19 protein-coding genes are annotated in these 23725 nt (G+C 70.1%); 11 read left to right on the top strand and 8 right to left on the bottom strand.

Annotation, left to right across the window (positions count from 1 at the left end; genetic code table 11):
* Positions 1-551: 551 nt before the first annotated feature.
* From NBW77_RS17620 to NBW77_RS17630, 3 genes are all read left to right on the top strand, one after another.
* Positions 552-1541 (top strand): glycoside hydrolase family 16 protein, encoded by a 990-nt coding sequence (locus NBW77_RS17620; RefSeq protein WP_131745518.1) that lies wholly within the window; start codon positions 552-554, stop codon positions 1539-1541.
* A 126-nt stretch (positions 1542-1667) separates the two neighbouring features.
* Positions 1668-2960 (top strand): transposase, encoded by a 1293-nt coding sequence (locus NBW77_RS17625; protein WP_165485845.1) that lies wholly within the window; start codon positions 1668-1670, stop codon positions 2958-2960.
* A gap of 314 nt (positions 2961-3274) precedes the next feature.
* Positions 3275-4201, top strand: a complete 927-nt coding sequence (locus NBW77_RS17630) for a DUF2637 domain-containing protein (RefSeq protein WP_242605598.1) — start codon at positions 3275-3277, stop codon at positions 4199-4201.
* 26 nt (positions 4202-4227) lie between these two features.
* Here the strand turns inward: NBW77_RS17630 and NBW77_RS17635 are convergent, their stop codons facing one another.
* The 5 genes from NBW77_RS17635 to NBW77_RS17655 form a co-directional block, all read right to left on the bottom strand.
* A complete protein-coding gene (locus NBW77_RS17635) occupies positions 4228-4476 on the bottom strand; it encodes a hypothetical protein (protein WP_250280027.1) in 249 nt (82 codons plus the stop codon).
* Positions 4477-4655: 179 nt separating this feature from the next.
* Positions 4656-6851: an ArnT family glycosyltransferase gene (locus NBW77_RS17640; protein ID WP_242605599.1), complete on the bottom strand. Its 2196-nt coding sequence runs from the start codon at positions 6849-6851 to the stop codon at positions 4656-4658.
* Positions 6852-6927: 76 nt separating this feature from the next.
* Positions 6928-8199: a bifunctional glycosyltransferase family 2/GtrA family protein gene (locus NBW77_RS17645; protein WP_131745521.1), complete on the bottom strand. Its 1272-nt coding sequence runs from the start codon at positions 8197-8199 to the stop codon at positions 6928-6930.
* Between the two features lie 106 nt (positions 8200-8305).
* The gene (locus NBW77_RS17650) at positions 8306-9880 is read right to left on the bottom strand and encodes a sensor histidine kinase (protein ID WP_242605600.1); all 1575 of its coding nucleotides are present in this window, start codon (positions 9878-9880) and stop codon (positions 8306-8308) included.
* Between the two features lie 2 nt (positions 9881-9882).
* Positions 9883-10695: a response regulator transcription factor gene (locus tag NBW77_RS17655; RefSeq protein WP_131745522.1), complete on the bottom strand. Its 813-nt coding sequence runs from the start codon at positions 10693-10695 to the stop codon at positions 9883-9885.
* A 280-nt stretch (positions 10696-10975) separates the two neighbouring features.
* On the opposite strand from NBW77_RS17655, the gene NBW77_RS17660 reads away from it, so the two are divergent.
* Positions 10976-12136, top strand: coding sequence for a hypothetical protein (locus tag NBW77_RS17660; RefSeq protein WP_242605601.1), 1161 nt, complete (start codon positions 10976-10978; stop codon positions 12134-12136).
* Between the two features lie 74 nt (positions 12137-12210).
* Here NBW77_RS17660 and NBW77_RS17665 read toward each other — a convergent pair whose 3' ends face one another.
* Positions 12211-13521, bottom strand: a complete 1311-nt coding sequence (locus tag NBW77_RS17665) for a helix-turn-helix domain-containing protein (RefSeq protein ID WP_250280028.1) — start codon at positions 13519-13521, stop codon at positions 12211-12213.
* Positions 13522-13721: 200 nt separating this feature from the next.
* On the opposite strand from NBW77_RS17665, the gene NBW77_RS17670 reads away from it, so the two are divergent.
* The 3 genes from NBW77_RS17670 to NBW77_RS17680 all read left to right on the top strand — a co-directional run bounded on the left by NBW77_RS17670 (position 13722) and on the right by NBW77_RS17680 (position 16985).
* A complete protein-coding gene (locus NBW77_RS17670) occupies positions 13722-13979 on the top strand; it encodes a GlsB/YeaQ/YmgE family stress response membrane protein (RefSeq protein WP_131745524.1) in 258 nt (85 codons plus the stop codon).
* 254 nt (positions 13980-14233) lie between these two features.
* On the top strand, positions 14234-15523 hold the full coding sequence (locus NBW77_RS17675; protein ID WP_250280032.1) for a M16 family metallopeptidase: 1290 nt from the start codon (positions 14234-14236) through the stop codon (positions 15521-15523).
* Positions 15524-15605: 82 nt separating this feature from the next.
* On the top strand, positions 15606-16985 hold the full coding sequence (locus NBW77_RS17680) for a M16 family metallopeptidase (protein ID WP_250280029.1): 1380 nt from the start codon (positions 15606-15608) through the stop codon (positions 16983-16985).
* Between the two features lie 29 nt (positions 16986-17014).
* On the opposite strand, the gene NBW77_RS17685 is transcribed toward NBW77_RS17680, so the two are convergent.
* On the bottom strand, positions 17015-17959 hold the full coding sequence (locus NBW77_RS17685; RefSeq protein ID WP_131745525.1) for a GAF and ANTAR domain-containing protein: 945 nt from the start codon (positions 17957-17959) through the stop codon (positions 17015-17017).
* 113 nt (positions 17960-18072) lie between these two features.
* Entirely contained in the window at positions 18073-18312 is a 240-nt protein-coding gene (locus NBW77_RS17690; protein WP_131745526.1) for a mycoredoxin, read from the bottom strand.
* A gap of 94 nt (positions 18313-18406) precedes the next feature.
* Between NBW77_RS17690 and NBW77_RS17695 the strand changes: the two genes are divergently transcribed.
* From NBW77_RS17695 to NBW77_RS17710, 4 genes are all read left to right on the top strand, one after another.
* The gene (locus NBW77_RS17695; protein ID WP_250280030.1) at positions 18407-20662 is read left to right on the top strand and encodes an ATP-dependent DNA helicase UvrD2; all 2256 of its coding nucleotides are present in this window, start codon (positions 18407-18409) and stop codon (positions 20660-20662) included.
* Between the two features lie 138 nt (positions 20663-20800).
* Positions 20801-21103, top strand: coding sequence for a hypothetical protein (locus NBW77_RS17700; protein WP_131745527.1), 303 nt, complete (start codon positions 20801-20803; stop codon positions 21101-21103).
* Between the two features lie 125 nt (positions 21104-21228).
* A complete protein-coding gene (locus NBW77_RS17705; RefSeq protein WP_131745528.1) occupies positions 21229-21522 on the top strand; it encodes a WhiB family transcriptional regulator in 294 nt (97 codons plus the stop codon).
* Between the two features lie 460 nt (positions 21523-21982).
* Entirely contained in the window at positions 21983-23569 is a 1587-nt protein-coding gene (locus NBW77_RS17710) for an alkaline phosphatase family protein (protein ID WP_502799499.1), read from the top strand.
* The last annotated feature ends 156 nt before the right edge of the window (positions 23570-23725 follow it).

Genomic DNA, 23725 nt, shown 5'->3' on the forward strand with positions numbered 1-23725 from the left:
GGACGTCCCAACGCCACCACCAATGATCGACCGTGTGGAGTCACGAGCAGAACAGGGTTGAAACCCAACAATCGTCGTGAACCGTACAACCCTAACGCGGAAAGTGAGCATCCAGCCACCCTGACGTAGGCCTAGCGCGACCGGTGCGCCCCGCGGAACACGAGCGGACGCCACTCGGAGCGGCCCGCGAGCAGGAGTAGGTGGTTTCCGTCATCCGGGCGACTGTTTCCACCTACAGAGACGCTTCCCGATACCCGGGCGGGCGCAGACCCTCGGCGAGCCCGACACCCGGGCGGGCGGTGGTAGTGACCACCAGGAGTACCCGGCGGCCGCCCTGTTGGCCGACCGGTACGCCGCACTGCATGACCGGTCGGCACGATGCCGCGCTCGAAAAACACCACCCTCGGGAATGACATGTTCACCTGTTGTGTTCCTCGCGATGAGCGAGGGGTTGCTTACCCTTCGAGTGTTTCGCTTGGCTTGCCGTGATAGCCGGAAGCATCCGATACGCGGGCCAACACCCTGGGCTGCCCGACAGGTGGGGCACGACTATGTCTTCGAAGCGACGCGCACAGCCACGGCTCCATATCGGCCGGCTGCTGCCCCTGCCCCTTGGCGTCGCCGCCATCACGACGGCTGTCCTGCTCGGTCAGTGTGGGACCTCGTCCCCGCCGTCGGCAGCCGCGGTGCCCGGTGCGCCGCTGGCCGGGGCAGCGGGGAAGGCCGCGACGGGCGGGCTGGTGCCGACCGGCGCGGCCTCGGTGACATCACCCTCGCCGACCGGGAGCCTCCTGCCATCTGCCCCGGCATCTGCCCCGGCGTCGACCGTGCCGGCTGTGGTCCTCGCCGCGGCGGTCGCGTCCCCGGCGGCCGGCTCCGGCTGGGGGGCACCCGTGTTCGCCGACGACTTCACCGGGTCGTCCCCCGACACCCGCAACTGGTTCATCTACGACTCCCCGGGTGACCCGACCCAGGCCCGCTCCCGGGACCGGGTGGAGATGAACGGCGGGGAGCTGCAGCTACGCGGTGGCCTCGACCCGCAGGGCCGGGACCTCACCGGCGGTGTCGCGACCACGCTCAACCAGCTCTACGGCCGCTGGGAAGCCCGGATCCGTGTCGACACGGGCGCGGGCTACTCCGCCGTGGCGATGCTGTGGCCGCAGTCCGAACATGTACCCCCCGACGGGTCGATCGGTTTCCTCGAAGCACCCGCCAACACCCGGCCGAAGATCGGCCTGTCCGTGCACAACGGCCCCGACAACGCCGTCATGAAAACAACTCTCACCGCCGACCTGACACAGTGGCGGACCGTCGCCGTCGAGTGGCTACCCGACCGGATCACCTTCTCCATCGACGGCGCCGTCGTTTACACGGTTAGCCGGCCCTCGTCCGGCGCCAACCCGATCCCGGGCACATCCCCGATGCACCTGGCGTTGCAAATCGACAAGGACTGCGCCGCGGCGTCGTGCCGGGACGCGAACACCCCGCCGTGCGTCACCATGCACATCGACTGGGTCCACATCTACCGCAAGCCCGCTTAGCTTGATTTTTAACCTCGGGCCTGGGGTGTGTGGCCGGGATGTGGTCTGACGGGGTGAAGTAGCCACACGCAGACGGCCACCCGTGATCCTTCGGAGTGAATCAGACTTCGGAGGATGGGGGTGGCCGTGCGGCCAAGTGTGCCAGGGGTATCCGTGGTGGTCGAGAGTGACCGTGTGGTCTGTCTTGACCGGCTGATCGGGTTCCGGTCGGAGTTGTATCGCTGTCTGCCTCGGCGAGGCGATGCCTTGTTCGAGCTGTGCGATGCGGTGTTATGCAGTGACGGGCCGGTGGTGTCCCTGCCGGAACTGTCGTTGACCGGGCTGCACTGCCACCGGTCGTGTCGCTGTGACGGCACCCGGCAGACCATCCCGGGCTGGCCCTACTCGGTGATCGCCGCGCTCGGCCGGGGTCGGACGTCGTGGACCGCCCCGCTCGACCTCGTGCGCCTGCGCCCCACCGACGATCCCACCGAGGTCACCGCCACGCAGATCCGCGATCTGCTTCAACGTCTGACCGCCGCCGGGCAGTGGTGCGCGGGCGACCCGCCGGTGCTCATCGTGTGCGATGCCGGCTACGACCTCGTGCGGTTGACCTGGCTGTTGCGTGAGGAACCCGTGCGGCTCCTGGGACGTGTCCGCGCCGACCGGGTGATGTACACCCCCGCCCCGGCCGGGCGCCGGGACGGCAAGCCCGGCCGTCCACCCCGCCACGGAGCGCAGTTCAGGTTCGCCGACCCCGCCAGCTGGCACCTGCCCGACCAGACGGCCACCGGCAGCCACACCCGGTTCGGGACAGTGATCGCCCGCTGCTGGGGAGGGCTGCATCCGAAACTGGAGCGCCGCTCGTCCTGGGCCGATCACACCGGCGGCCTGCCCATCGTGGCGGGCACCGTCGTCCACGTCACCGTCGACCATCTGCCCCACAGCCGTACTCCCCAGCCGCTGTGGTTGTGGTTCAGCTGCCCCGATCCGGCGGCCTGCGATCTGGAGCTGCTGTGGCGGACCTACCTCCGCAGGTTCGATCTTGAACATGTCTTTCGTTTCTGGAAGCAGACCCTCGGGTTGACCCGGCCTCGCGTGCGCAGCGGTGAGCAGGCCGATCGCTGGGCCTGGCTGCTGATCGCCGTCTACACCCAGCTGCGTCTCGCCCGGCATCTCACCGACGACCTGCGCCACCCCTGGGAGAAACCCCTCACCCCGGACAGGCTCATCCCCGCCCGGGTCCGCCGGGGTTTTCGCCGCATCCGCCGCGCGGCCGGGATTCCGGCCAGCGCGCCGAAACCCGCCCGGCCCGGCCCAAGGGCCGTACCTCCACCCCCGCGCCCCGCCACCCCGTCGGGAAGAAGCAGCGCAAAGCGGACATGCCCCGGCGCGGCGGAAAGAAGCAAGCAGATCAAGCAGGTTAAAAATCAAGCTTAGAGCGCCCAGCAATAGGGGTGTGGATCAAGGTATGGGGTTGCGAGTACAGGTGACCGGCTTCTCGTAGGACGACAACGGGGGCCTCGTTGTCGTCAGTCTGGTTGCTGGTTGTGACCAGAAGATCCCGAGTCCACCGCCGTAGGCGGATGCAATGGCTCGCCAGCGTCGCATCGTTGTGACGTGGTGGAGCGAACACACCGGAGTCCCGCCGGATGTCGGAGATTCCGGACAGGGGCACGTCAGGATGGCGGATGCGCGGTACACGCGGTTCAGGAGGGGATGGAAGGGGATCTGTTGTGGTCGATGGTCAACCCGTGTCACGGGGTGGGCAGTCGGACCTGCTGGCGGAGCGGGCCATTCGGGTAACGACGGTTGCGGCGGTGGCCACGGTTGCGGCGGTCGCCGCGTTCGTCTCCTACCGCCACATGCGCGGTGTCGCGCTTGAGCATGGGGAGGACTCCATGACCGCGGCGGTCCTGCCATTCAGCGTGGACGGGCTGATCGTGGCCGCATCCATGGCGATGCTGGCGGACCGGCGCCGTGGCCGGGGCCGGTCCTGGCTGTCCTACATTCTGCTCGTGTTGGGCGCATGCGCGTCGCTGGCGGCCAACGTCCTGCACGCCGATCCGACCCTGGCGGCGCGGGTCATCGCGGGCTGGCCTCCGCTGGCCCTGCTCGGCTCCTATGAACTGCTGATGCGCCAGATCCACCCTGCCCGCCGTAGATCCACCCTCCAGCCGTACCAGACCAGCGCCGCCGTCAGCGTCCCGGTGCCGCGGGAGAAACAGCCAAGGCCTGGATTGGCACTGCTGTTTCCTCCTCCACCGGCGCCCGGTACCGCTGACCCGGGTGACAAGGAGCACGATGGTAGGGACGACATGGACGGTGGCGCCGCAATGGAATCCTTCTCGCCTTCCGCAGAGCCGCCTTCCGCAGAGCCGCCTTCCACCGAAGTCGTGTCCACGGCGTTGGACGCCACCGGAAAACGCGATGCCATCGTTCACGCGCTGGAACAGACCGGCGGGTCGGCTGCCGCAGCCGTGGCGTTGCTGGCCGCCCAGGGACTCAAAGTCAGCAAGAGCTGGGTATATCAGGTTCGTAAGAACACCCGCTTCGTCGACGTTGACACCGGCCCACTTCCGCTGGCCGCCCGCCACCACGTCCATCTGACCCGAGGTCTGGGAAGAGGAATAAATCAGAATCTGGCCGGCGCCCGGCCGTCGGAAGCCGAGGCCCGGTAGCTTCTGATGTCGTCATCAGCGGGTGGTCAGGCGATCCGCACCAGCGGCAGGTACGAGGAGTCACGTGAGATCGTGGCGGTACCTGATGTCGTCGTGGTGTTCGACACCGCACTGAGTATGAGCGGTGTCCCAGCCGTGCTCAGGTCGCTTGCGGCTGCCGCGGAGAATACCGCCACCAGCGCGATTCCAGCGGCAGCCATGCCGCGCACAAAGGCATTGGGGATGTGCCGACCGTTTTCCCGGACAGTGCTGGAAGCTGAATGCGCTGAACCCATGACGATCTCCTTCGGTCAAACTGGCTTTCTGTTCTGGGAACAGGTAATCAGGTGGGCCTGGGTGCGGCCTGGGTGCTGGCTGTGCGTTTGCTGTGCGCCATCGGTGTCGCTGTCCTCCGCCTGAACGTGTCTGTAGGTGGAAACCTTCGTGATAGTGACGGTTTCCACCTACAGTGTTCCTAACTGGTTTGTTGCGTCAGGTCGTAGACGGTCTGACCGCCGACCGTCGTCGAGGTGAAGTGCCCCTTGACCCAGCTGGTGATCTCGCTGCCGGTGCCGTTGCTGGTCGGGCCGCCCATCCCCCCTCCCGAGCCGGCGATGAAGTAGTGGATCTTTCCGGCGGCGACGTAGGCCTGGAAGGCCGCGAGGGTGGGTGTGGCGTCGCTGCCGTTGAACCCGCCGATGGACATGACCGCCTTACCGCTGGAGAGCTCAAGGGGACCGGCGGTCTGGGAGCCGACCGTGGCCGCGGCCCAGGTGTTGGTGGTCTTCCGCAGCAGTGCCACCAGCTCGGCGTTGGCTGTCTGGCCGTCCGCTCCGCCGAATCCACCCATCCCACCGAATCCGCCGGTGGGGCCGGAGGATGTGCTGGACGAACCGGTCGTGCCGCTGGTCGTGCCGCTGGTCGTGCCGCTGGTCGTGGTACCGCCTGCCCCGAAGCCTCCCGCAGGGGTGCCACCCGCGGACGGTCCTCCTCCGGACGACCTCCCGCCGGAGGGCATCCCGCCCGGAGCGCCGCCGCCGGGGCCGCCCATGGAACTGGTACTGCCCGGCCCGACCGTCGGGATGGGGCCGGAGTGCGAGTGCGAGGTGGTGCTGACGGCATAGCCGGCTGTGCCGGCGAGACCCGTGAGCAATGCTGCTGTCGCGATCACGATCGCGCCCCTGCGCAGGAGATGTCCGCCGGCCAGCAGCCCGGCGACGGCGACCGCGGCGAGGACAAGCACTGCATAGCGCAGCCACGGGGTCCAGTCGGGGGTGCGGTCGAGCAGGCTGTAACTCCAGCCCGCGGTTACCGAGACGAGCACGGACGCCGCAACGCGGGCGAACCAGGTCTCCCGCCGGTCCCACAGCAGTCGTCCGGTGACCGCTACCAGCGCGGCGACGGCCGGAGCGAGCGCGATCGTGTAGTAGGGGTGAATGGTGCCCTGCATGTAGCTGAACACGATCCCTGTCACGAGCAGCCAGCCGCCCCAGAGGACGAGCGCGGCCCGGGTGCGGTCGGTGCGCGGTGCCCGGCGGGTGAGCCACAGGCCGGCGAGCAGGCTGAGCAGTGCCGTGGGGAGCAGCCAGGAGATCTCCAGGCCCATTTCCGAGCGGAACAGCCGGGTCAGGCCGGTGGCACCGCCGAAGCCGCCGCCTCCGCCGCCGCCTCCTCCTCCACCACCGGCTCCACCACCACCGTTACCGGCGCCACCGAACAACCGGCCGAGGCCGTTGTAACCGAATGCCAGCTCCAACACGCTGTTGTTCGTCGACCCGCCGATGTACGGGCGGGAGGACGCCGGCCACAGTGACACGATCGCGACCCACCAGCCCGCCGAGGCGACGAGTGCGCAGACGGAGGCGAGAAGCTGGACGATGCGGCGTCGCAGCCCGGTCGGGGCGGCGATCAGGTAGGTGAGGCCGAACGCGGGGACGACGAGCAGTGCCTGGCCCATCTTGGTGAGGAAGCCGAATCCGAGGGCGACCCCGGCCAGCGCAAGCCATTTCGTGCTGGCCGACTCGACCGCCCGCACCGTGCAGTACGCACCGGCGACCAGGAGCAGGACGAGAAGCGCATCCGGGTTGTCGAACCGGAACATCAGGGCCGCGGCCGGGGTGAGGGCCAGCGCCGTGCCGGCCAGCAGGCCGGCGGTCGGCCCCGACCATCGGCGCACGGTCGCGTACAGCAGCCCTACCGCGGCGATGCCTTCGAGCGCCTGTGGGGCGAGCATGCTCCAGGAGGAGAACCCGAAGATCCGTCCGGACAGCTCCATCATCCACAGGGACGCCGGTGGCTTGTCGACGGTGATGAAGTTGGACGAGTCGAAGGAGCCGAAGAAGAACGCCTTCCAGCTCTTCGTGCCGGCCTGTACGGCGGCGGCATAGAAGTCGTTGGCGTTGCCGGAGGCCCCGAGATTCCACAGGTAGAGGACGGCGGTGGCGGTAAGCAGGCCGAGTAGCTGGCCGAAGGTGGCCCGATCATAGCCTTCCTCGCGCCACCGAAGGCCCACACGGTGTAGAGCTGATCGGGCCCGCAGGGGGTTGTTCCGGCGTCCTCGCGGCAGGCCCTGTTTCGCGCCGGGCGGACGCTCCTCGCCGTCGTGCTCGGGATGTTGATCCGGATGCTGCTCCGGCGGGTTGGCCGGGGGAAGCAGAGTCGAGGCGGACACAGGCGGCTCTCCGATCGGTATGTGGTGGACGACGTGCTCTGGGGGCGCTGTCGGAATGCGGCGTCTGCGGGCGGGCTCATGCCTGCTGGCGGCGCGGATGGAAGACCCAGGCGCGCAGCAGCAGGAACCGCAGCACTGTCGCGGTGAGGTTGGCGCCGACCAGGACGCCGAGCTCCAGCAGCCGTCCGGGGTGGTTGGCCAGCGCGTTGAGAGCGGCCAGCGACCCGCTGGTGAGTCCGAGTCCCAGGCCGAAGACGACAAGGCCCTCGAGTTGGTGGCGGCCGGCGCGGGTGCGGCCTCGCACGCCGAAGGTCAACCGCCGGTTTGCGGCGGTGTTCGCGACCGCGGTGAGCAGCAGCGCGAGCAGGTTCGCGGCCTGGGCGCCCGCCACCCCGCGCAGCAGCAGGAACAGGATCAGGTAGGCCAGGGTGCTTGCCACCCCGATGCCGGTGAACCGCACCAGTTGCCTGGGCAGACCGACCGGCACGCCGGGGACGGACGGTTCCAGCGGTGCGCGTCCGAGCTGGCGGCGCAGGTCGCTGACGGGCAGGGCTCCGGTGGCCAGGGCGCGTCCGACCCGGACGACGCCTTTGAGATCGGCCAGGGCGGTGCTCCTGACGTCGACGCGGCTGTCGGGATCGTCGACCCAGTCCACCGGAACCTCGTGGATCCGCAGCCCGGCCCGCTCGGCGAGAACCAGCAGCTCCGTGTCGAAGAACCAGCCGGTGTCCTCGATCAGCGGAAGTAGCTGTGCGGCGATGTCGGAGCGGATGGCCTTGAAGCCACACTGAGCGTCGGAGAACCGGGCGGCGAGCGTGCTGCGCAGGATGAGGTTGTAGCAGCGGGAGATCACCTCCCGTTTGGCGCCGCGAACGACCCGTGAGTCGCGCGACAGGCGGGTTCCGATCGCGAGGTCGGAATGCCCGGAGATCAGTGGGGCGACCAGTGGCAACAGCGCAGCCAGGTCCGTGGACAGGTCGACGTCCATGTAGGCCAGCACCGGGGCGTCGGACGCCGACCAGACCGCATGCAGGGCGCGCCCGCGGCCCTTCTGATCGAGATGTACGACGGCGACCTCGGCGATGGCGGCCTGCAGCGTCTCCGCGATGGCGAGGGTCGCGTCGATGCTGGCGTTGTCGGCGATCGTGATCCGAAAGGGGTACGGGAAGGTCCTGGTCAGGTGTGTGTGCAGGCGACGTACGCACGGCTCCAGGTCGGCCTGCTCGTTGTAGACGGGGATGACCACGTCCAGCACTGGCGCGGGGTGGGCCGCCGGGACGGGCTTGCGGGTGGGCTGTGGGGCGGTCCGACCGCTCGCGTCCTGCGGGGTGAAGGTCACGGTGGGCATGTACCTACGGTCGGTCCGGGAGCTGTCGGCTCCTTGTGCCGTACCTGTGCCTTTCCTATGAGCCTGTCTGTGACCGAGCCTGCCTGTGACCTGGGGCGCCGGGGGGTTATCGGCGGGGTACGGGGACCTCGGCGGGCACCGGTAGCACCGGTAGCACCGGCAGCACCGGCAGCACCGGCGCTACCGGCTCCGGGGCGGGAATGTGCATGGGCAGGCGCACGATGAACGCGGTCTGACCAGGGCGGCTCGTTACGCCGACGCTGCCGTGATGGGCGGTGACGACGGCGTTGACGATGGCGAGACCCAGCCCGGTGCTTCCGGCCGCGCGGGAGCGCGAGCTGTCGCCGCGGGCGAACCGTTCGAACACGGACGGCAGAAGGTCGGGCGGGATGCCCGGTCCGTCATCGAGGACGGCGAGGACGGCCGTGTCGGGGGAGCGGGCGGTGAGGCTCGCGGTGACCACCGTGCCCGGCGGGGTGTGGGTGCGGGCGTTGGCGAGCAGGTTCGCCAGCACCTGGTGCAGGCGGGCCGCGTCCCCGGTGACGATCAGTGGCTCGTCGGGCAGGTCGAGCTGCCAACGGTGGTCGGGCCCGGCGGCGTGCGCGTCGCTCACCGCGTCCATGACGAGCAGGGACAGGTCGACCGGCTCGGCGTCGAGGGGACGGCCGGTGTCCAGCCGCGCGAGCAGGAGCAGGTCCTCGACCAGGCTGGTCATCCTGGTCGCTTCGGACTCCACCCGGCTGAGCGCGTGGGCGACGTCGGGGGGTACCCGGTCACGGCCGCGGCGGGTCAGCTCGGCGTATCCGCGGATGGCCGCCAGTGGGGTCCGCAGTTCGTGGCTGGCGTCCGCGACGAACTGGCGGACCTTCATCTCGCTGGCCTGACGTGCGGTGAGCGCTGCGGCGACATGGCCGAGCATGCTGTTGAGCGCCGCCCCGACCTGCCCGACCTCGGTGCGCGGGTCGGTGTCCGCTTCCGGGACGCGTTCGGCCAGGGCGACCTCGCCGCGGTCCAGGGGAAGTCGGGTGACCCGCCTCGCGGTGGTCGCGACCCGTCGCAGCGGGCGTAGTGCGAGGCGGACGATGGTGGTGCCGGCGAACCCGGTGGCGAGCAGGCCGATCCCGGCGACGGCGGCTTCGACGGCGGCCAGTTGGTACAGCGTCGCCTGGACGGGGCGCAGCGGAAGCCCGGTGAGGAGCACGTCCCCGTCCGGCATCCGGCGGGCGATCACCCGGAACTCCCCGTTGCCGCCGATCGTGCGGGTATGCGGACGTTCGTCGGCAGGGACCGCGCTCAGAGCCGCCGCGGCCGTCGTGTCCAGAGGCTGGAGCGAGCCGTTGTCACTGATGATCCCAGCCCTTGCGACCACGCCGGCGGTCAGCCGGGCTCCCAGCGTGCCCGCGGACTGGCCCGGTGGCAGCAGGAAGTCCGGACGGACACCGGTGGTCCCGGCCGATGGCTCCGGCGTGCCATCGGGGTTCCCCGGACGCTGGTCGAAGGCATCCTGGGAGCGGCCGACAGCGGCGACGAGTTGGGCGTCCAGACGTCCCACCAGGATGTGCTGCAGCGCGACCTCGGTGACGACTCCCACCACTAGGCACATCGCCGCGAGCAGGCTGACCAGGCCCGCGACGAGGCGGGTCCGAAGCGACCACCCGACCCGCCGCCGCCGACTACTCACGGCTACTTCTCGCCGGGCTTCAGGACGTACCCGGCACCTCGCACGGTGTGGATCATCGGTGCGCGACCGGCGTCGATCTTCTTCCGTAGGTAGGAGATGTAGAGCTCGACAACGTTGGCCTGGCCCCCGAAGTCGTAGTTCCAGACCCGGTCGAGGATCTGGCTCTTACTCAGCACCCGACGCGGATTGCGCATCAGGAACCGCAACAGCTCGAACTCGGTGGCCGTGAGTTCGATCCGGTTGTCGCCACGCCGCACCTCATGACTGTCCTCGTCCAGGGCGAGGTCGCCGACGACCAGCTCGGAGGAGGTGCGCTGGGATGCCGCACCGGCCCGGCGCATCAGTCCGCGGAGCCGGGCGACGACCTCCTCCAGGCTGAACGGCTTGGTCACGTAGTCGTCCCCGCCGGCAGTGATCCCTGCGATGCGGTCCTCCACCGCGTCCCGCGCGGTCAGGAACAGCACCGGAACGTCGGTGTCCTGCGCCCGCAGACGGCGCAGCACCTCCAGACCGTCGATGTCGGGCAGCATCACGTCCAGCACCACCGCGTCCGGGCGGAACTCCCGGGCCGCGCGCACCGCGCCGAGCCCGTCCCCGGCCATGCGGACATCCCAGCCCTCATAGCGCAACGCCATCGACAACAGCTCGGACAGTGCGGGCTCGTCATCGACGACGAGCACCCGCAGCGTCGTACCGTCCGCGCGGCGCAGCGCGGGGAGCGTCCGGCGCGCGGTCAGGGCCGACTGGGCCGCCGGCTGGGCCGCGTCGCCGGCCGACCCGCCGGGGGTTCCCGACCCGTCGGGGGATAACACCATGGCAGTCATGCAAACACGGTGACGACGTCACCTGTGGCGCGGCCATGCGTTTCCTGTGAATTTCCTGTGCGCTCGTGCGGCATGTTCCCGTCCGCGGGGGAGACGGTCGCGAACATCGACGGCCCACTGCCACCGTCCGGATCGGGACACAGTAGTCTTCGCACCGCCAGATGCGCACAGGGTGTAAAGCCGGCGAGCGTGACCTTACCGGTCGTAACACCCGGACGGGTGTGTCGCGACTGTTCGTCAACGGGGGTAAGGCGTGCCGGACTCGGCCATCGTGGATGTTCCGATCGGTCTCATCCTGGTGTTCGCCATCGGCAGCGTCGCGGTCTCCCGCATCAATGAGACCGTGTTCGGGTTGATGGGATACCGCGGCCGGCAGCTCGAGGCCGAACTGCGCCGCATCTTCGGCGACGAGCCGGTCGACCACACCGGCACGACCGCGGACACGAGCCGGACGGCCCAGCTCCTCGACGGCCCGCTGCGGGGGCTGCGCTCAGGCGGGCATGCGGGTCCGGTACCCGACCTCGGGGCCGTGTCCGTCGTACGCAGCGCGTGGCGGCGTGCCCGTCATGTGCGCCTGCCGTCCTACATCCCGTCGGCCGCCTTCGCCCGCGGTGTGCTCGACATGGTGGAGCCCCCCGCGCGGGTGCTGCTCAGCCGGATGGACCACACCACGATCCCCGACACCGCCCGTCCGGCATTCGACGAGGCACACCGGTCACTCACCGACACCACGGCCGCCGCGCTGTCCGACGCCCTTGCCACATGCCCGGCGGCGACCGAGGACAACCGCAGACTCGCCGCGTCCATCGTCGGGCTTGCCTCTTCGGAACCGGTCGGATCGCTCCTGGCCGAGGTGGCCAAGCTGCCCGCGGACTCGCCGCTGCGGCCGGTGCTGACCGGCATCGTCACTCGCGCGGGTCACGACCGCGACCGGATCATCGCCGAGCTCGCCGGATGGTACGACGACACCATGGACAGGCTCTCCGGCTGGTACAAGAGGCGAGTCCAGCGGTTCCTGCTCGTGTACGCGCTGCTTCTCACCCTGGTCCTGAACCTGGACGCGGTAGCGCTCACCAACGCGTTGTGGCAGAACCGGTCGCTGCGTACCGCCGCGGTCGAGGCCGTGTCCACCCAGCTGGTTTCGAACGCCGCGAACACCACACCCACCGCCGGTGCCGAGGATGCCGCGAACCGGGCGGTGGACGCGGTCCGGGACGCGGCGGCGTTGCGCCTGCCGCTGGGCTGGAGCGCCGCGGACTCCGACAGCGCGGACCCGCGGCGGGTCCCCGGGGACGCGGGCGGCTGGGTGCTGAAGATACTCGGCTGGCTGTTCACCACCCTCGCGCTCTCGCTCGGCGCGCCGTTCTGGTTCGATCTCCTCGGCCGGCTCGTCAACATGCGCAGCACCGGCCCGAAACCCACCCCCGCCTGAGGCACGGGGACACCGAGGCACGGGGACCGTCCGAGGTACGCCGCATCGCGGTACACGCAAGTGTATACGGCGCGTTACCGATTGCCGGTGCTGCCGGTGCCGGCCGCCACCGCACGGTCGGCCGGCGGGCGCAGGCCGGCGCGCAGGACGAGTTCGAGCTCGAAGCGGACGTCCGGATCGTCCAGGCCGTCGCCGAACAGTGCACGCAGCTGATTCAGCCGGTAGCGGATCGTCTGCGGGTGCACCTGGAGCTCGGTGGCGATCCGGCCGCGTTGCCCCCGCAGCCGCAGCCACAGCAGCAGGGTTTCCGCCAGGCGCGTGCGAACACGGGCGGGCAGCCCGTCCAGCGGGGCGAGCCGGCGGCTCGCGAGGTCGGCGAGCAGCCCAGGATCCCGGGCGAGCAGCAGCTGCGCGAGGTGATCGTCGGTGAACAGCGTCCCGCCGGGGGTTGCCGGCACGCCCGCCAACGTCCCGGTGTCCCGGGCCGTCCGGGCGAACGCGGCCCTGGCCGCGCTCGCGGACGCGTCCTGCCACGCAACGGCCGGACCGACGACCGCGCCGAGCCCGGCGAGCGCCCGCTCCAGCCAGCTCCGCCGCCCTGGGCCGACGGGGTCGCCGACGAACATCCAGGTGTCCTCGCCCTGGATGGTGCGGGGGGTGTCGGGCGGCAGGGTGAGGCAGGTGACACGCCGGTTACCCCGTTCACCGGTCGGCTCACCGGTCGGCTCACCGGTCGGCTCACCGCCGTCGGGTTGGGTGGCCCTGCCGGCGGCGTCGGGTAGGAGGATCGCGGCGACCACGTCGGGTAACCGGTAGGAGGCCACGCGGGCGGTCTGTTCGATCGTCGCAGGACTGCCGCCCGACAGCATCAGTTCGCCGAGCCGGTCCCACAGCCGGCCGCGTTCGCTGGCCGCCTCGGACTGCTCCTCGGCGTAGCCCTCGGCGGTGGCGCCGGAGATCCCGTCGATGTAGGCGAACATGGTCTCGGCCAGCGACACCAGCCCGTCGGCGTCCAGCCCGCCACGGCTCGCCGCTTCGGCGAGCCGGCGCCAGGCGACCCGGGCGCCGACCCGGTAGGCGCCGAGGAGGGTGTCCAACGAGCGCCCGGCACGGAATTCGCCGCGTCCCAGCCGGACGTAGACCTCGTGGCTGGCGGCGAGGTCGAGCGGCCCGTCGGAATTCGTGTCGACCACCGTGAGAAAACGCAGCAGAGCTTCCTCGACACCCTGGCGGACCCCGCGGCCGAAGGCGCCTTCCAACGGACGCGCGTAGGCCGGCACCTCACGCGCGATAGCTGCTATCAGATCGTCGCCAAGGGTCGTGAGCTCCAGCCGCAGGGCATCGGCAAGGTCAGAAGGAAACTGTCCTCCTGGAACAGTTTGCACGGGTCGGACTCTACTCCGGACGGCCCGGTAGGCCGGCAGGTCATCCCCCGACACGTAGAAAGCCGCCGTTGATACAGAGCGGTTGGTCCGGACGGATGCGTTTGCCGCCGTGGCGGCCCGTTGCCCGTTGCCTTTTCGGCAGGCCCCGGTGGGCATCGATCAACATTGCGCCGCGCTGTCCTCCAGGAATAATCGACTCCGTGGATGCACCTACTGGTCTGTTCAGCGCCGTGGTCACCGGAATCGTCATCGGCGGCCTCGCGCGCCTGGTCGTGCCGGGCCGGCAGGCGATCGGCTGCCTGATGACGATTCTCGTCGGTCTCGTCGGCGCAGCGATCGGCCTGATCGTGGCCAGCGGGATCGACGCCGGATGGTTCCTCACGGTTGCGTTGCAGGTCGGCGTGGCGGCGGTTCTCGTCCTGGTGGTGGCTGCGGCGGGAAACCGCAACCTGCCCTGACCGGGGCGAAGGGATGATCCGCTGCTGGTCGCGCGAGCCACCCGGCATTGCCCGGCGGCACCCGCGGTGGGCGCGCGCCGCCGGGAGCCGGGACCTGTGTGAGAGATCCGGACGGCATTCTGCGGAAGCAACAGATCCCGGCGCGCGTGGTCCTGTGGCGCGGATCATCCAGGACTCGGACCGTGAGCGGTCCGGGCGCAGTAGCGTTGCCAGTCGTGCCCCCTCGAACCGAGACGAACGCGACCGCCGTTTCGTTGCCGGCGCCCTCCTACACGGTTGAAAAGACCTCCCTCGCGAATGGTCTGCGCGTTGTACTGGCTCCGGATCGCACAGCTCCGGTTGTCGCCGTGGCCGTCCACTACGACGTCGGTTTCCGGTCCGAACCGGAAGGACGCACCGGTTTCGCGCACCTGTTCGAACATCTGATGTTCCAGGGCAGCGAAAATGTCGGTAAGGCCGAGCACCCGAAGTACGTGCAGGCAGCCGGGGGCACCTTCAACGGGTCCACCCATCCGGATCACACCGACTACTACGAGCTTCTGCCGTCCGGGGCGCTGGAACGTGCCCTGTTCCTCGAGGCCGACCGGATGCGTGCCCCCAGGATCACCCGGGAGAACCTGGACAACCAGATCGCGGTGGTTCAGGAAGAGATTCGTGTGAACGTCATGAACCGCCCCTACGGTGGCTTCCCGTGGATCACCCTCCCGCCGGTCGCGTTCGACACCTTCCCGAACGCCCACAACGGCTACGGGGACTTCCATGAGCTCGAGGCCGCGAGCCTGGACGACGCCGAGGACTTCTTCGACAAGTACTACGCGCCGGGTAACGCCGTGCTCACCGTTGTCGGTGACATCGACGTGGAGAACACGCTGCGACTGGTCCAGCGCTACTTCGCCGACATCCCCGCCCGTCCCGTACCGGTGCGCCCGAGCTTCGCCGAGCCGATGCGCACCGAGGACCGGCGATCGGTCCTGACCGATCCGCTGGCGCCCCGGCCCGCCCTCGCCGTCGGATACCGGGTGCCCGACCCCGCGGTGAACCTGCCGGAGTTCCTGGCCTACGACGTGCTCACCTACGTCCTGTCCGCCGGTGACGCGAGCCGCCTGGAGCGTCGGCTCGTGCAGAAGGACCGGTCGGTGATCGGTGTGAGCACCTACCTCGGCACTTTCGGTGACCCGTTCGACCAGCGGGATCCGCTGCTGCTGACATTCGAGGCCCGGCATCCGGCGGAGTCGACGCCCGAGGCGATCCTGGCAGCCGTGGACGAGGAACTCGACCGCATCGCCACCGACGGCCTGGAGCCCGGCGAGCTTGCGCGCGTGCAGGCCCGGATCGCCTCGGGTCTGCTGCGTGAGGCCGATGACGCACTCGGACGGGCACTCACAATGGCCGCCTTCGAGCTGCATCGTGGACGCCCTGAACTGCTCAACGAGCTTCCCGGGCTGGTCGCGGCGGTGACCTCGGACAGCGTGCGGGCAGCCGCGGCCGGGCTGCGCGCTCAGGGCCGGGCGGTGCTGGAACTGCGCGCCGGCGCCATTTCGTGAGCCGGCCGGACTTCACCAGCCGGCCGGGCCGCATGAGCCGGCCGGGCCGCGCCGGATACTTCGCTGAGAACGGGAGGTCGCGGTGACCGCCGCAACCGTTTCGACATCATCCGGTGCCATCGTGGCGAGGAGTCCCGGCGTTATTCCCGCGGTCGCACCGACCATGGCGGCCGCACTTCCCACGGTGGCCGAGCGGACGCTCCCGAACGGCCTGCGGGTGCTGGTGGTCCGGCGCGCGACCGTGCCACTGGTCGAGGTGCGGCTGCGGATCCCGTTCACCGGGCAGGGCGCGGCCCACCCGGCGCGCGCCGAACTACTCTCCCAGACCCTGTTCACCGGGACGCAGCTGCGGGACCGTCTCGAGCTCGCCACGACCGTCCAGGCGCTTGGCGGAGCGCTGTCGACCGGGGTGGACGCCGACCGGCTCGCGGTGGTGGGCTCCGCCCTCGCGACCAACCTCGTTGCACTGCTGGAGCTGGTCGCCGAGGTGCTGACCGGGGCGGCGTATCCGTCGAGCGAGTTCGCGGGTGAACGGGACCGGCTGGTCGAAGAAGTCACGATTGCCCACAGTCAGCCCGCGATGATCGCGCGTAACGGGCTGCTGCGCCGGCTGTACGGCAGCCATCCCTATGGCACTGACGCGCCCCCGCCGGACGTGGTGGCGCAGGTGACCGAGACCGAGATACGGACGCTGCACGCCGAGCGCATGTCACCGGTAGGCGCGATCCTGACCCTGGTCGGAGATGTCGAACCGCAGGCCGCGCTGGACCGGGTGGAAGCGGCGCTCGGTTCGTGGAAGGGGGCGGCCGCGGACCCGACACCACCGCTGCCCGTGCTGCGCCCAGGGCCAGTAGTGATCATCGATCGGCCTGGCGCGGTGCAGACGAACATCCGCATCGGTGGCCCGGCCGTGGACCGCCACGACCCCGCCTACGCCGCGCAGCGGCTCGCCAGCACCATCTTCGGCGGCTACTTCAGCTCACGCCTGGTATCCAACATCCGGGAGGACAAGGGGTACACTTACTCGCCGCGCAGCTCGGTCGACTATCCGGTCGCCGGCTCCCGTTTCACGGTGGCGGCGGACGTGGCGACCGAAGTGACCGGCCCGGCGCTGCTTGAGATCTTCTACGAACTCGGGCGGATGGCCGTACTGCCCGTGTCGACCGAGGAGCTTGACGCGGCCCGGCAGTACGCCGTCGGGACGTTGGCGCTGTCGACCGCGACCGGGGTGGGGCTCGCGTCGACGCTGTCGGCACTGGCCGGCGCGGGCATCGGAGTGGACTATCTGCATGATCACCCGGCTGCCCTTGCGAAGGTGACGCCGCAGGATGTGCTGGCCGTGTCCGCGAGGGTCCTCGCGCCGACGAGGCTGGTCACCGTGCTGGTAGGGGACGCGGAGAAGATCTCCTCCATGGTCGGGGGCGTCGTCGAGGTCACCACCGACCGGTCCACCGACCGCTGACCGCTGACCGCTGACCGGGACCCACTCGATCAGCGGCGGGACTGGTTGACCCGAGGCGGTGCCGGTCGAGGGCCGGCACCGCCTCGACCGGCCAGTTCCCCGGGTAGGACGGCCCGCGGGTCGGAGACCGAATCGACCACCTGCCGGGCCAGGTCGTGTACACGCCGTCCCATGCCGCGGGCGGTTCGCCGGAGCCGTTCGAACGCCTCCCGCGGACGGATGCGGTGACGTTCGGCCAGTACGCCGATCGCCTGTTCGACGATGACCCGCGACGCGAGCGCGTGCTCCAGCTGGACCACGGACAGCCGTAGTTGCTCGACCTCGGTCAGCTCGTGGTCGGGACGTCGGGGCCGACCGGGCGGGGCGAGGTCCTCGGCGAGCAGGTCGGCGAGGACCATCGCGGACAGCAGGTCGCCGACCGGCCGGATTTCATCGCCGGGACCCTCCACCGTCCATCCGGTCGGGGACCTGCGCAGCTGCATCTCCCGGCGGCCGGCAGGTGTGTGACCCTCCGCCTGGACGGCCTCGGCGCGTTCGGCCTCGCCGATCACCGTGCCGAGCCCGTCCGCGATCCCGCGCAGCAGGGTGATCGCGGACGTGGCGAGCGTCACAGGCCGCCGGTCAAGCCCGACAAGCAGGCCATATAACCGTCCGTCCTCACCGAGTACCGGGATGGCGACATAGCCGCGCACTCCGAGGCGGGACGGCTCCTCCGTACCGGCGAACATGGGGTCATCGCCCACGTCCGCCAGTGCGACGGGCGCGCCGTCGAGCATCCGCCCGCCGACCGTCTCGGCCCGCGGCAGGGTCAGGCCCGCGTCGAGGCCGGGCAGGGTCCCCATCGTCCGCTGGTAGGTCGCGGTTGAGGCCGACAGGACCACGAAGCCCGTCGCTTCCATCCGATGGATGGCACCCGCGGCCGCCAGCGCGACATCGACCGCGCTCCACGTACGTGCTGAAGGTACTGACGACACAGCCCGAACTCTCCCACAAACTTCACGGGCAGTGACGGAGACCGTCCCCTGATCCGGCTCGCCGGGCGTCAGGCCGGCTGGAACAGCCGGCCGACTGTCGCTCTGCGTATCCTTTATGCGGCAGAAGTGACCTTCTCGGTAACCTGGCGCAAGCTCGGGTTCGTCATCACGGTCCCGTCGGCGAAGACGACGGTGGGCACGGTTGCGTTGCCGTTGTTCGCCGCTCGGACGATCTGCTCGGCCTCCGGGTTCTGCTCGATGTCCACAGCCTCGTACGGCAGACCCGCCGTGTCGAGTTGACGCTTGAGGCGAACGCAGTAGCCGCACCACGGTGTTGAATAGATCGTCAGCACGAACAGCCCTTTCTGTGGCCATGGTGGAACAAATCTTCACAACCGTGGAGTGTCCGTATCGCTTCCCGTCGGTGGCCGCGGCTACCGTCCCTTCATGGCCCGTTCGACCATCGAAGACCCCACCGAGTCGGTGCCGGACGTCTCCGTGCACGGGCAACGGGCGTCCGGCGACGCCGGCGCGCTGGTCGACGCGCTCGATCCGGAGCAGCGGCTCGCGGTGCTCGCCCCGGTCGGCCCGGTCTGCGTGCTGGCGGGTGCGGGCACCGGCAAGACTCGGACGATCACGCATCGGATCGGCTACCTGGTCGGAGCCGGGGTGGTACCCGCCGGTCAGGTGCTTGCCGTGACCTTCACCACGCGTGCCGCGGGTGAGCTGCGCGGGCGCTTGCGGGAGCTCGGCGCGGGCGGGGTCCAGGCGCGCACCTTCCACGCGGCCGCGTTGAAGCAGCTCGGCTACTTCTGGCCCAAGGTCGCGGGAGCGGCCCTGCCCCGGCTGGTGGAGAGCAAGATCGGGCTGGTCGCCCGGGCGGCGAACCGGGTGCGCCTCTCGCCGAGCCGGACGGAACTGCGGGACCTCACCTCCGAGGTCGAATGGGCGAAGGCCACGCTGCTCACCCCCGACGGTTACCCGGCCGCCGCGGCAGCCGCGGCACGTGAGACCACCCATCCCGCCGAGGTGATCGCCCGCCTCTACGCCGCCTACGAGGAGGCGAAACGGGACGCGGGCGTGCTCGACTTCGACGATCTGCTGCTGCTGACCGCGGCTGTGATCGAGGAACACCGTTGGGTCGCGGACGAGCTGCGGGCCCGCTACCGCCACTTCGTGGTGGACGAGTACCAGGACGTCAACCCCCTGCAACAGCGTCTCCTCGAGGCGTGGGTCGGCGAGCGGGACAGCCTCTGCGTGGTCGGGGACGCGAACCAGACGATCTACTCGTTCACCGGAGCATCCCCACGTTACCTGCTGGAGTTTCCTCGTCGCTTTCCGGAAGCTCAGGTGGTGCGGCTTGTCCGGGACTACCGCTCCACCCCACAGGTGGTCGCCCTGGCCAACGGGCTGATCGCGCGTGCCGGCACGGTCGGTGATAGCGCCAGGACGCCCGGTGCGGTTCCCGTCGCGTCCCGGCGGGAGCCGCTGAAACTTGTCGCGCAACGCCCGGACGGCCCCGTGCCGGTCTTCGCCGAGCGCGACAGCGAACCCGAGGAGGCGGTCGCGGTCACCCGCCGCATCCGCGCGCTCATGGACGCGGGCGTGGCAGCCAGCGAGGTCGCCGTGCTGTACCGGGTCAACGCCCAGTCCGAGGCGTACGAGACCGCGATCGCCGCCGCCGGCATCCCCTACCTGGTCCGCGGTGGCGAGCGGTTCTTCGACCGGCCCGAGGTGGGCGAGGCCATCCGGCTGTTGAGGGCCGCTGTCCGCTCGGCCGAGGGCGACCGACCCGAGGGCCTGACCGCCCAGGTCGCGGATGTCCTCGCCGCGGTGGGCTGGCGGGCGGGCGACCCTCCGAGCGGCTCGGGCGCCGAGCGGGAACGGTGGGAGAACCTGGCCGCGCTTGCGCGGCTCGCCGACGACATGGCAGCCGCCGATCCGGGTGCCGGCCTCGACCGGTTCGTCGCCGACCTTGCCGACCGCGCCGCGCACCAGCACATCCCCACGGTCGAAGGGGTGACGCTCGCCTCGCTGCACGCGGCAAAGGGCCTCGAGTGGGACGCGGTGTTCCTGGTCGGTCTCGTCGAGGGCACGTTGCCGATCATCCATGCGCAGACCCCGGCGCAGATCGAGGAGGAACGCCGCCTGCTCTACGTCGGTATCACCCGGGCCCGGGAGCATCTGACCCTGTCGTGGGCGCTGGCCCGCAACGAGGGCGGTCGCAGGTCCCGCCGACCGTCGCGTTTCCTCGACGGGCTCATGCCGCGTTCCGGCGCGTCGGCGGGTGGGCAGGCGCGGTCGGGGGCGGCTGGTTCCGGTCCGGGGGAGCCCGTCGGCGGCGGGCAACGCTCGCGTAACCGCGCCGCGGTGCGGTGCCGGGTGTGCGGGCGTCCGCTCGCGGGCCCCGCGGCCCGGGTGGGTAGGTGCGACGACTGTCCGGGCGATGTCGACCAGGCATTGTTCGACCGGCTGCGAGCCTGGCGGTCGACCCGGGCGAAGGAGCAGGGAGCGCCGGCCTATGTGGTGTTCACCGACGCGACCCTGATGGCGATCGCCGAGCGCCGTCCCACCAGCGTCCCGGAGCTGGTGAGCATCCCTGGGATCGGCCAGGCCAAACTCGACCGTTACGGCGAGGACGTTCTTGCCCTTGTCGACGGGCGTGAGCTCCCCGAATCCGCACCGTCGCAGTCGACCGGGTGACCCATCCGGGAGCTACACTCGGTGCTGAATAGAAGACGCAGAAAATAAGTTGCCACCGTCGAGGTCGACTTCTACCGTGTTGTCGAGCACCGGAGGCGGCTGCCTGCCGCTGACACGAACGCGAAGGAGGTGATCCCCATGGAGAACACGGGGATCGTCGACGCGTTCGTCTGCCCGATGTATCGGCATGGGCTTGAGCACTGTGGGGCAGCCTGGCTGCCCGCGGCGGTGACGTTCAAGCGGGTCCTGGCCCTCGGCGGCTCCCATGGCGCCGGTGTGTTCGCTGACGGTCCGGTTCGGGTCGACGGCGCCGCGCGCCAGGCGTCGGCCACCGCCGGCCTGGATGCTGCTCGCCGGGCCGCCGACAGCCGCATCCAGGCACGCGCGATGCACCCCACGCTGAATGTTCCGGGTCCGCCCCGAGGTCTGCTCCTGGCCTGACAAGCCACCCACGAGCGCCGACCTCGAGGCCGCGGATCCCGAACGGGACCGCGGCCTTTGTGTTTTTCCGTCCGGTTTCACCCGGCCGCGAGTTCCACCCGACTGATTTTCCTGACCCACTCCCGATGTCGGAGGTGACACCGGTGTTCGACCCCTCGATCGTCGCCCGGATCGAGCGGGACCGGCTGGCTCTGCCCTGCTGGGACGTTGACCCGGACCTGTTCTTCGCCGAGTCCCCGCAGGACGTCGAATCCGCGAAGGTGGTCTGCCGTGACTGTCCGCTACGGCATGCCTGCCTGGCCGCCGCTCTCGACCGTTGCGAGCCCTGGGGCGTGTGGGGCGGTGAGCTCGTGGTGACGGGCACCGTCGTCCCGCGCAAGCGGCCCCGTGGCCGGCCCCGCAAGAGCATCGCCGCCTGATGCCCTACGCGGCTCTGCTGTCATGGCCACCACTTGGAGGGGGCTTCACCCGCTCCGTCCGGGTGGTGGCCACAAGTTTGTGATACACCGTGGAACATGGTGGGGGCATCGACGTGACCGAGTACGGCCGGTCGATCGCTCGAATCGTTCCTGTCGAGGACCGAGCTCCGATCCCGATCATGGTGCAGTTGGTCGAGTCCGGTCGGGCCCGGCTGGCGATACGGCCCGGATATCGGCCGAGGATGCGGCCAAGCGACGGCACCGATCGGTTTGGCGAGGCGCTGGAGGCGCTGCGCGACGAGGAAACCCGGTAAGCTTCACCGGATTGTTCGCGCAGTGATCCGGATGCGTTGATCCGTGTGTCTTCTCGTGGACCATGTGACGCCGGTAGTGTTCGATCGTGCCCAGCAGCCAGCGCACCCACCCGGTCGAGATAAGCGCCGGGGACGCATCCAGCGCCATGGACAACCACGTCGACGGGCAACCGGGCAACGCTACGGTCAGGTCGGGCACCGTTCGCGGCGCTGACCTGTCCGCCGCGGTTGCCGTCCTGACCAGGCCGGATCTGGCTGGCATCGTGGACCTCGTCGCGTGGGCCCGCGACAGTTGGCTCAACGTCGCGAACGCGGACGGCTCGTCGCGGCTCCTGCTCGCCGACCCGACCGGCCCCTGGCAGGTGCTGTGGGGACGCGATCCGGTGGCCGTCCAGGACCCGATGCACGGCAGCCCGCTGAAGGTGGCGCTGGACGACCCGTCACCGCCGAACAGGCGCAACTCCTACCCGTTCGCCGGGGTGCGGCTGGCCTCCGTCTTCGCCGATCCGACCCGGTCACCCGATGTCGTCGTCGTGCACAGCGCCGCGCACCACTGGCCGCAGCGCGGCGGCCACCTCGGTGAACACGGGTCGCTGGACGCGGGTCAGTCCCGGGCACCACTGCTGCTGTCCGGGGCTGGTATTCGTGAGCGCGGGCTGCTGGCCCGCGCCGCCCGCACCGTCGACGTCGGGCCGACCCTGGCCTGGCTTGCCGGCGCGTCCATGGACGACGGTGAGGAAACCGGTGGCGCCGGTGGCCCGGGTATCGGAGGCTCGGGTATCGGTGGCGTCGACGGCCGGGTGCTCGCGGACCTGTGCGCGCCGGGTGCACGCCACGTCGTCGGACTGCTCTGGGACGGCGCGAACTGCAACGACCTGCTGCACCTGGCCGCCACCGGCGAATTGCCGGCCGTGGCCCGGCTGCTGGCGCGGGGATGCGCCCTGACCGGTGGTGCCATCGCGGAGTTCCCCAGCGTGACCCTGACGAACCACACCTCGGCGCTCACCGGCGTCGGCCCGGGACGCCACGGCATCCTGAACAACGTCTACTTCGACCGGGAGACCGGCCGTCGGGTCATAGCCAATGACGCGGCCACCTGGCACGTGGCGTGCGACCAGCTCCGGCCGGGTGTGCGGACGGTTTTCGAGGCGATCGCGGCGTCGCGGCCGGGTGTGTCCACGGCGTGTGTCAACGAGCCGATCGACCGGGGCGCGACATACTCGACGTTCGGGATGGTCCGGGCGATGAGCGGTATCGACGGTGCCGGTGGGCTGGGCGACCATCTGCCGTCGGCGCGGGACGACCCGCACGCGACCCAGGAATGGGTGGCGGCCGACCCGGACTACGCCTGGTCCACACAGGTGGATGCGATCGGTCTCTCGCAGATCGACCAGTTGTGGGGCGGTGACGCGGAACCGCCGGCATTCACCTGGTGGAACACCACCGTCACCGACACCGGGCATCACGGCGGCGGGCCTTTCTCGCCGGAGGCCCGGGCCTCGCTTGCGGACGCGGACCGGCGCCTCGGGGTGTTCCTCGACCTGCTGGACGCCCGCGGGCTCACCGACCATACCGTCATCCTGCTGACCGCGGACCACGGCAGTGAAGGCGCGGACCCGGCGTGCACGGGTGACTGGGACGAGGCCCTGCGCGCCGCCGGAATCCCCTTTCGCGACGAAGCCTACGGTTTCCTCTACCTCGGTGACCACGCGGCGGGCGAAAGCCCGCTGTAGGGGCGGGTCTCATTGAACGGCTGCCCTCGCAGTGCGTCTCCTCGGTGGTTGCGCTGATCGCATGGAGCGAGCGGTGCGTCTGACTGCGGTTGTCACCCATGAGGACGACTGGTACGTGGCGCGTGCTCTGGATGTCGAGGTGACCAGCCAGGGGGG

Source organism: Frankia sp. Cppng1_Ct_nod (assembly GCF_920656135.1).
Lineage (GTDB): Bacteria > Actinomycetota > Actinomycetes > Frankiales > Frankiaceae > Protofrankia > Protofrankia meridionalis.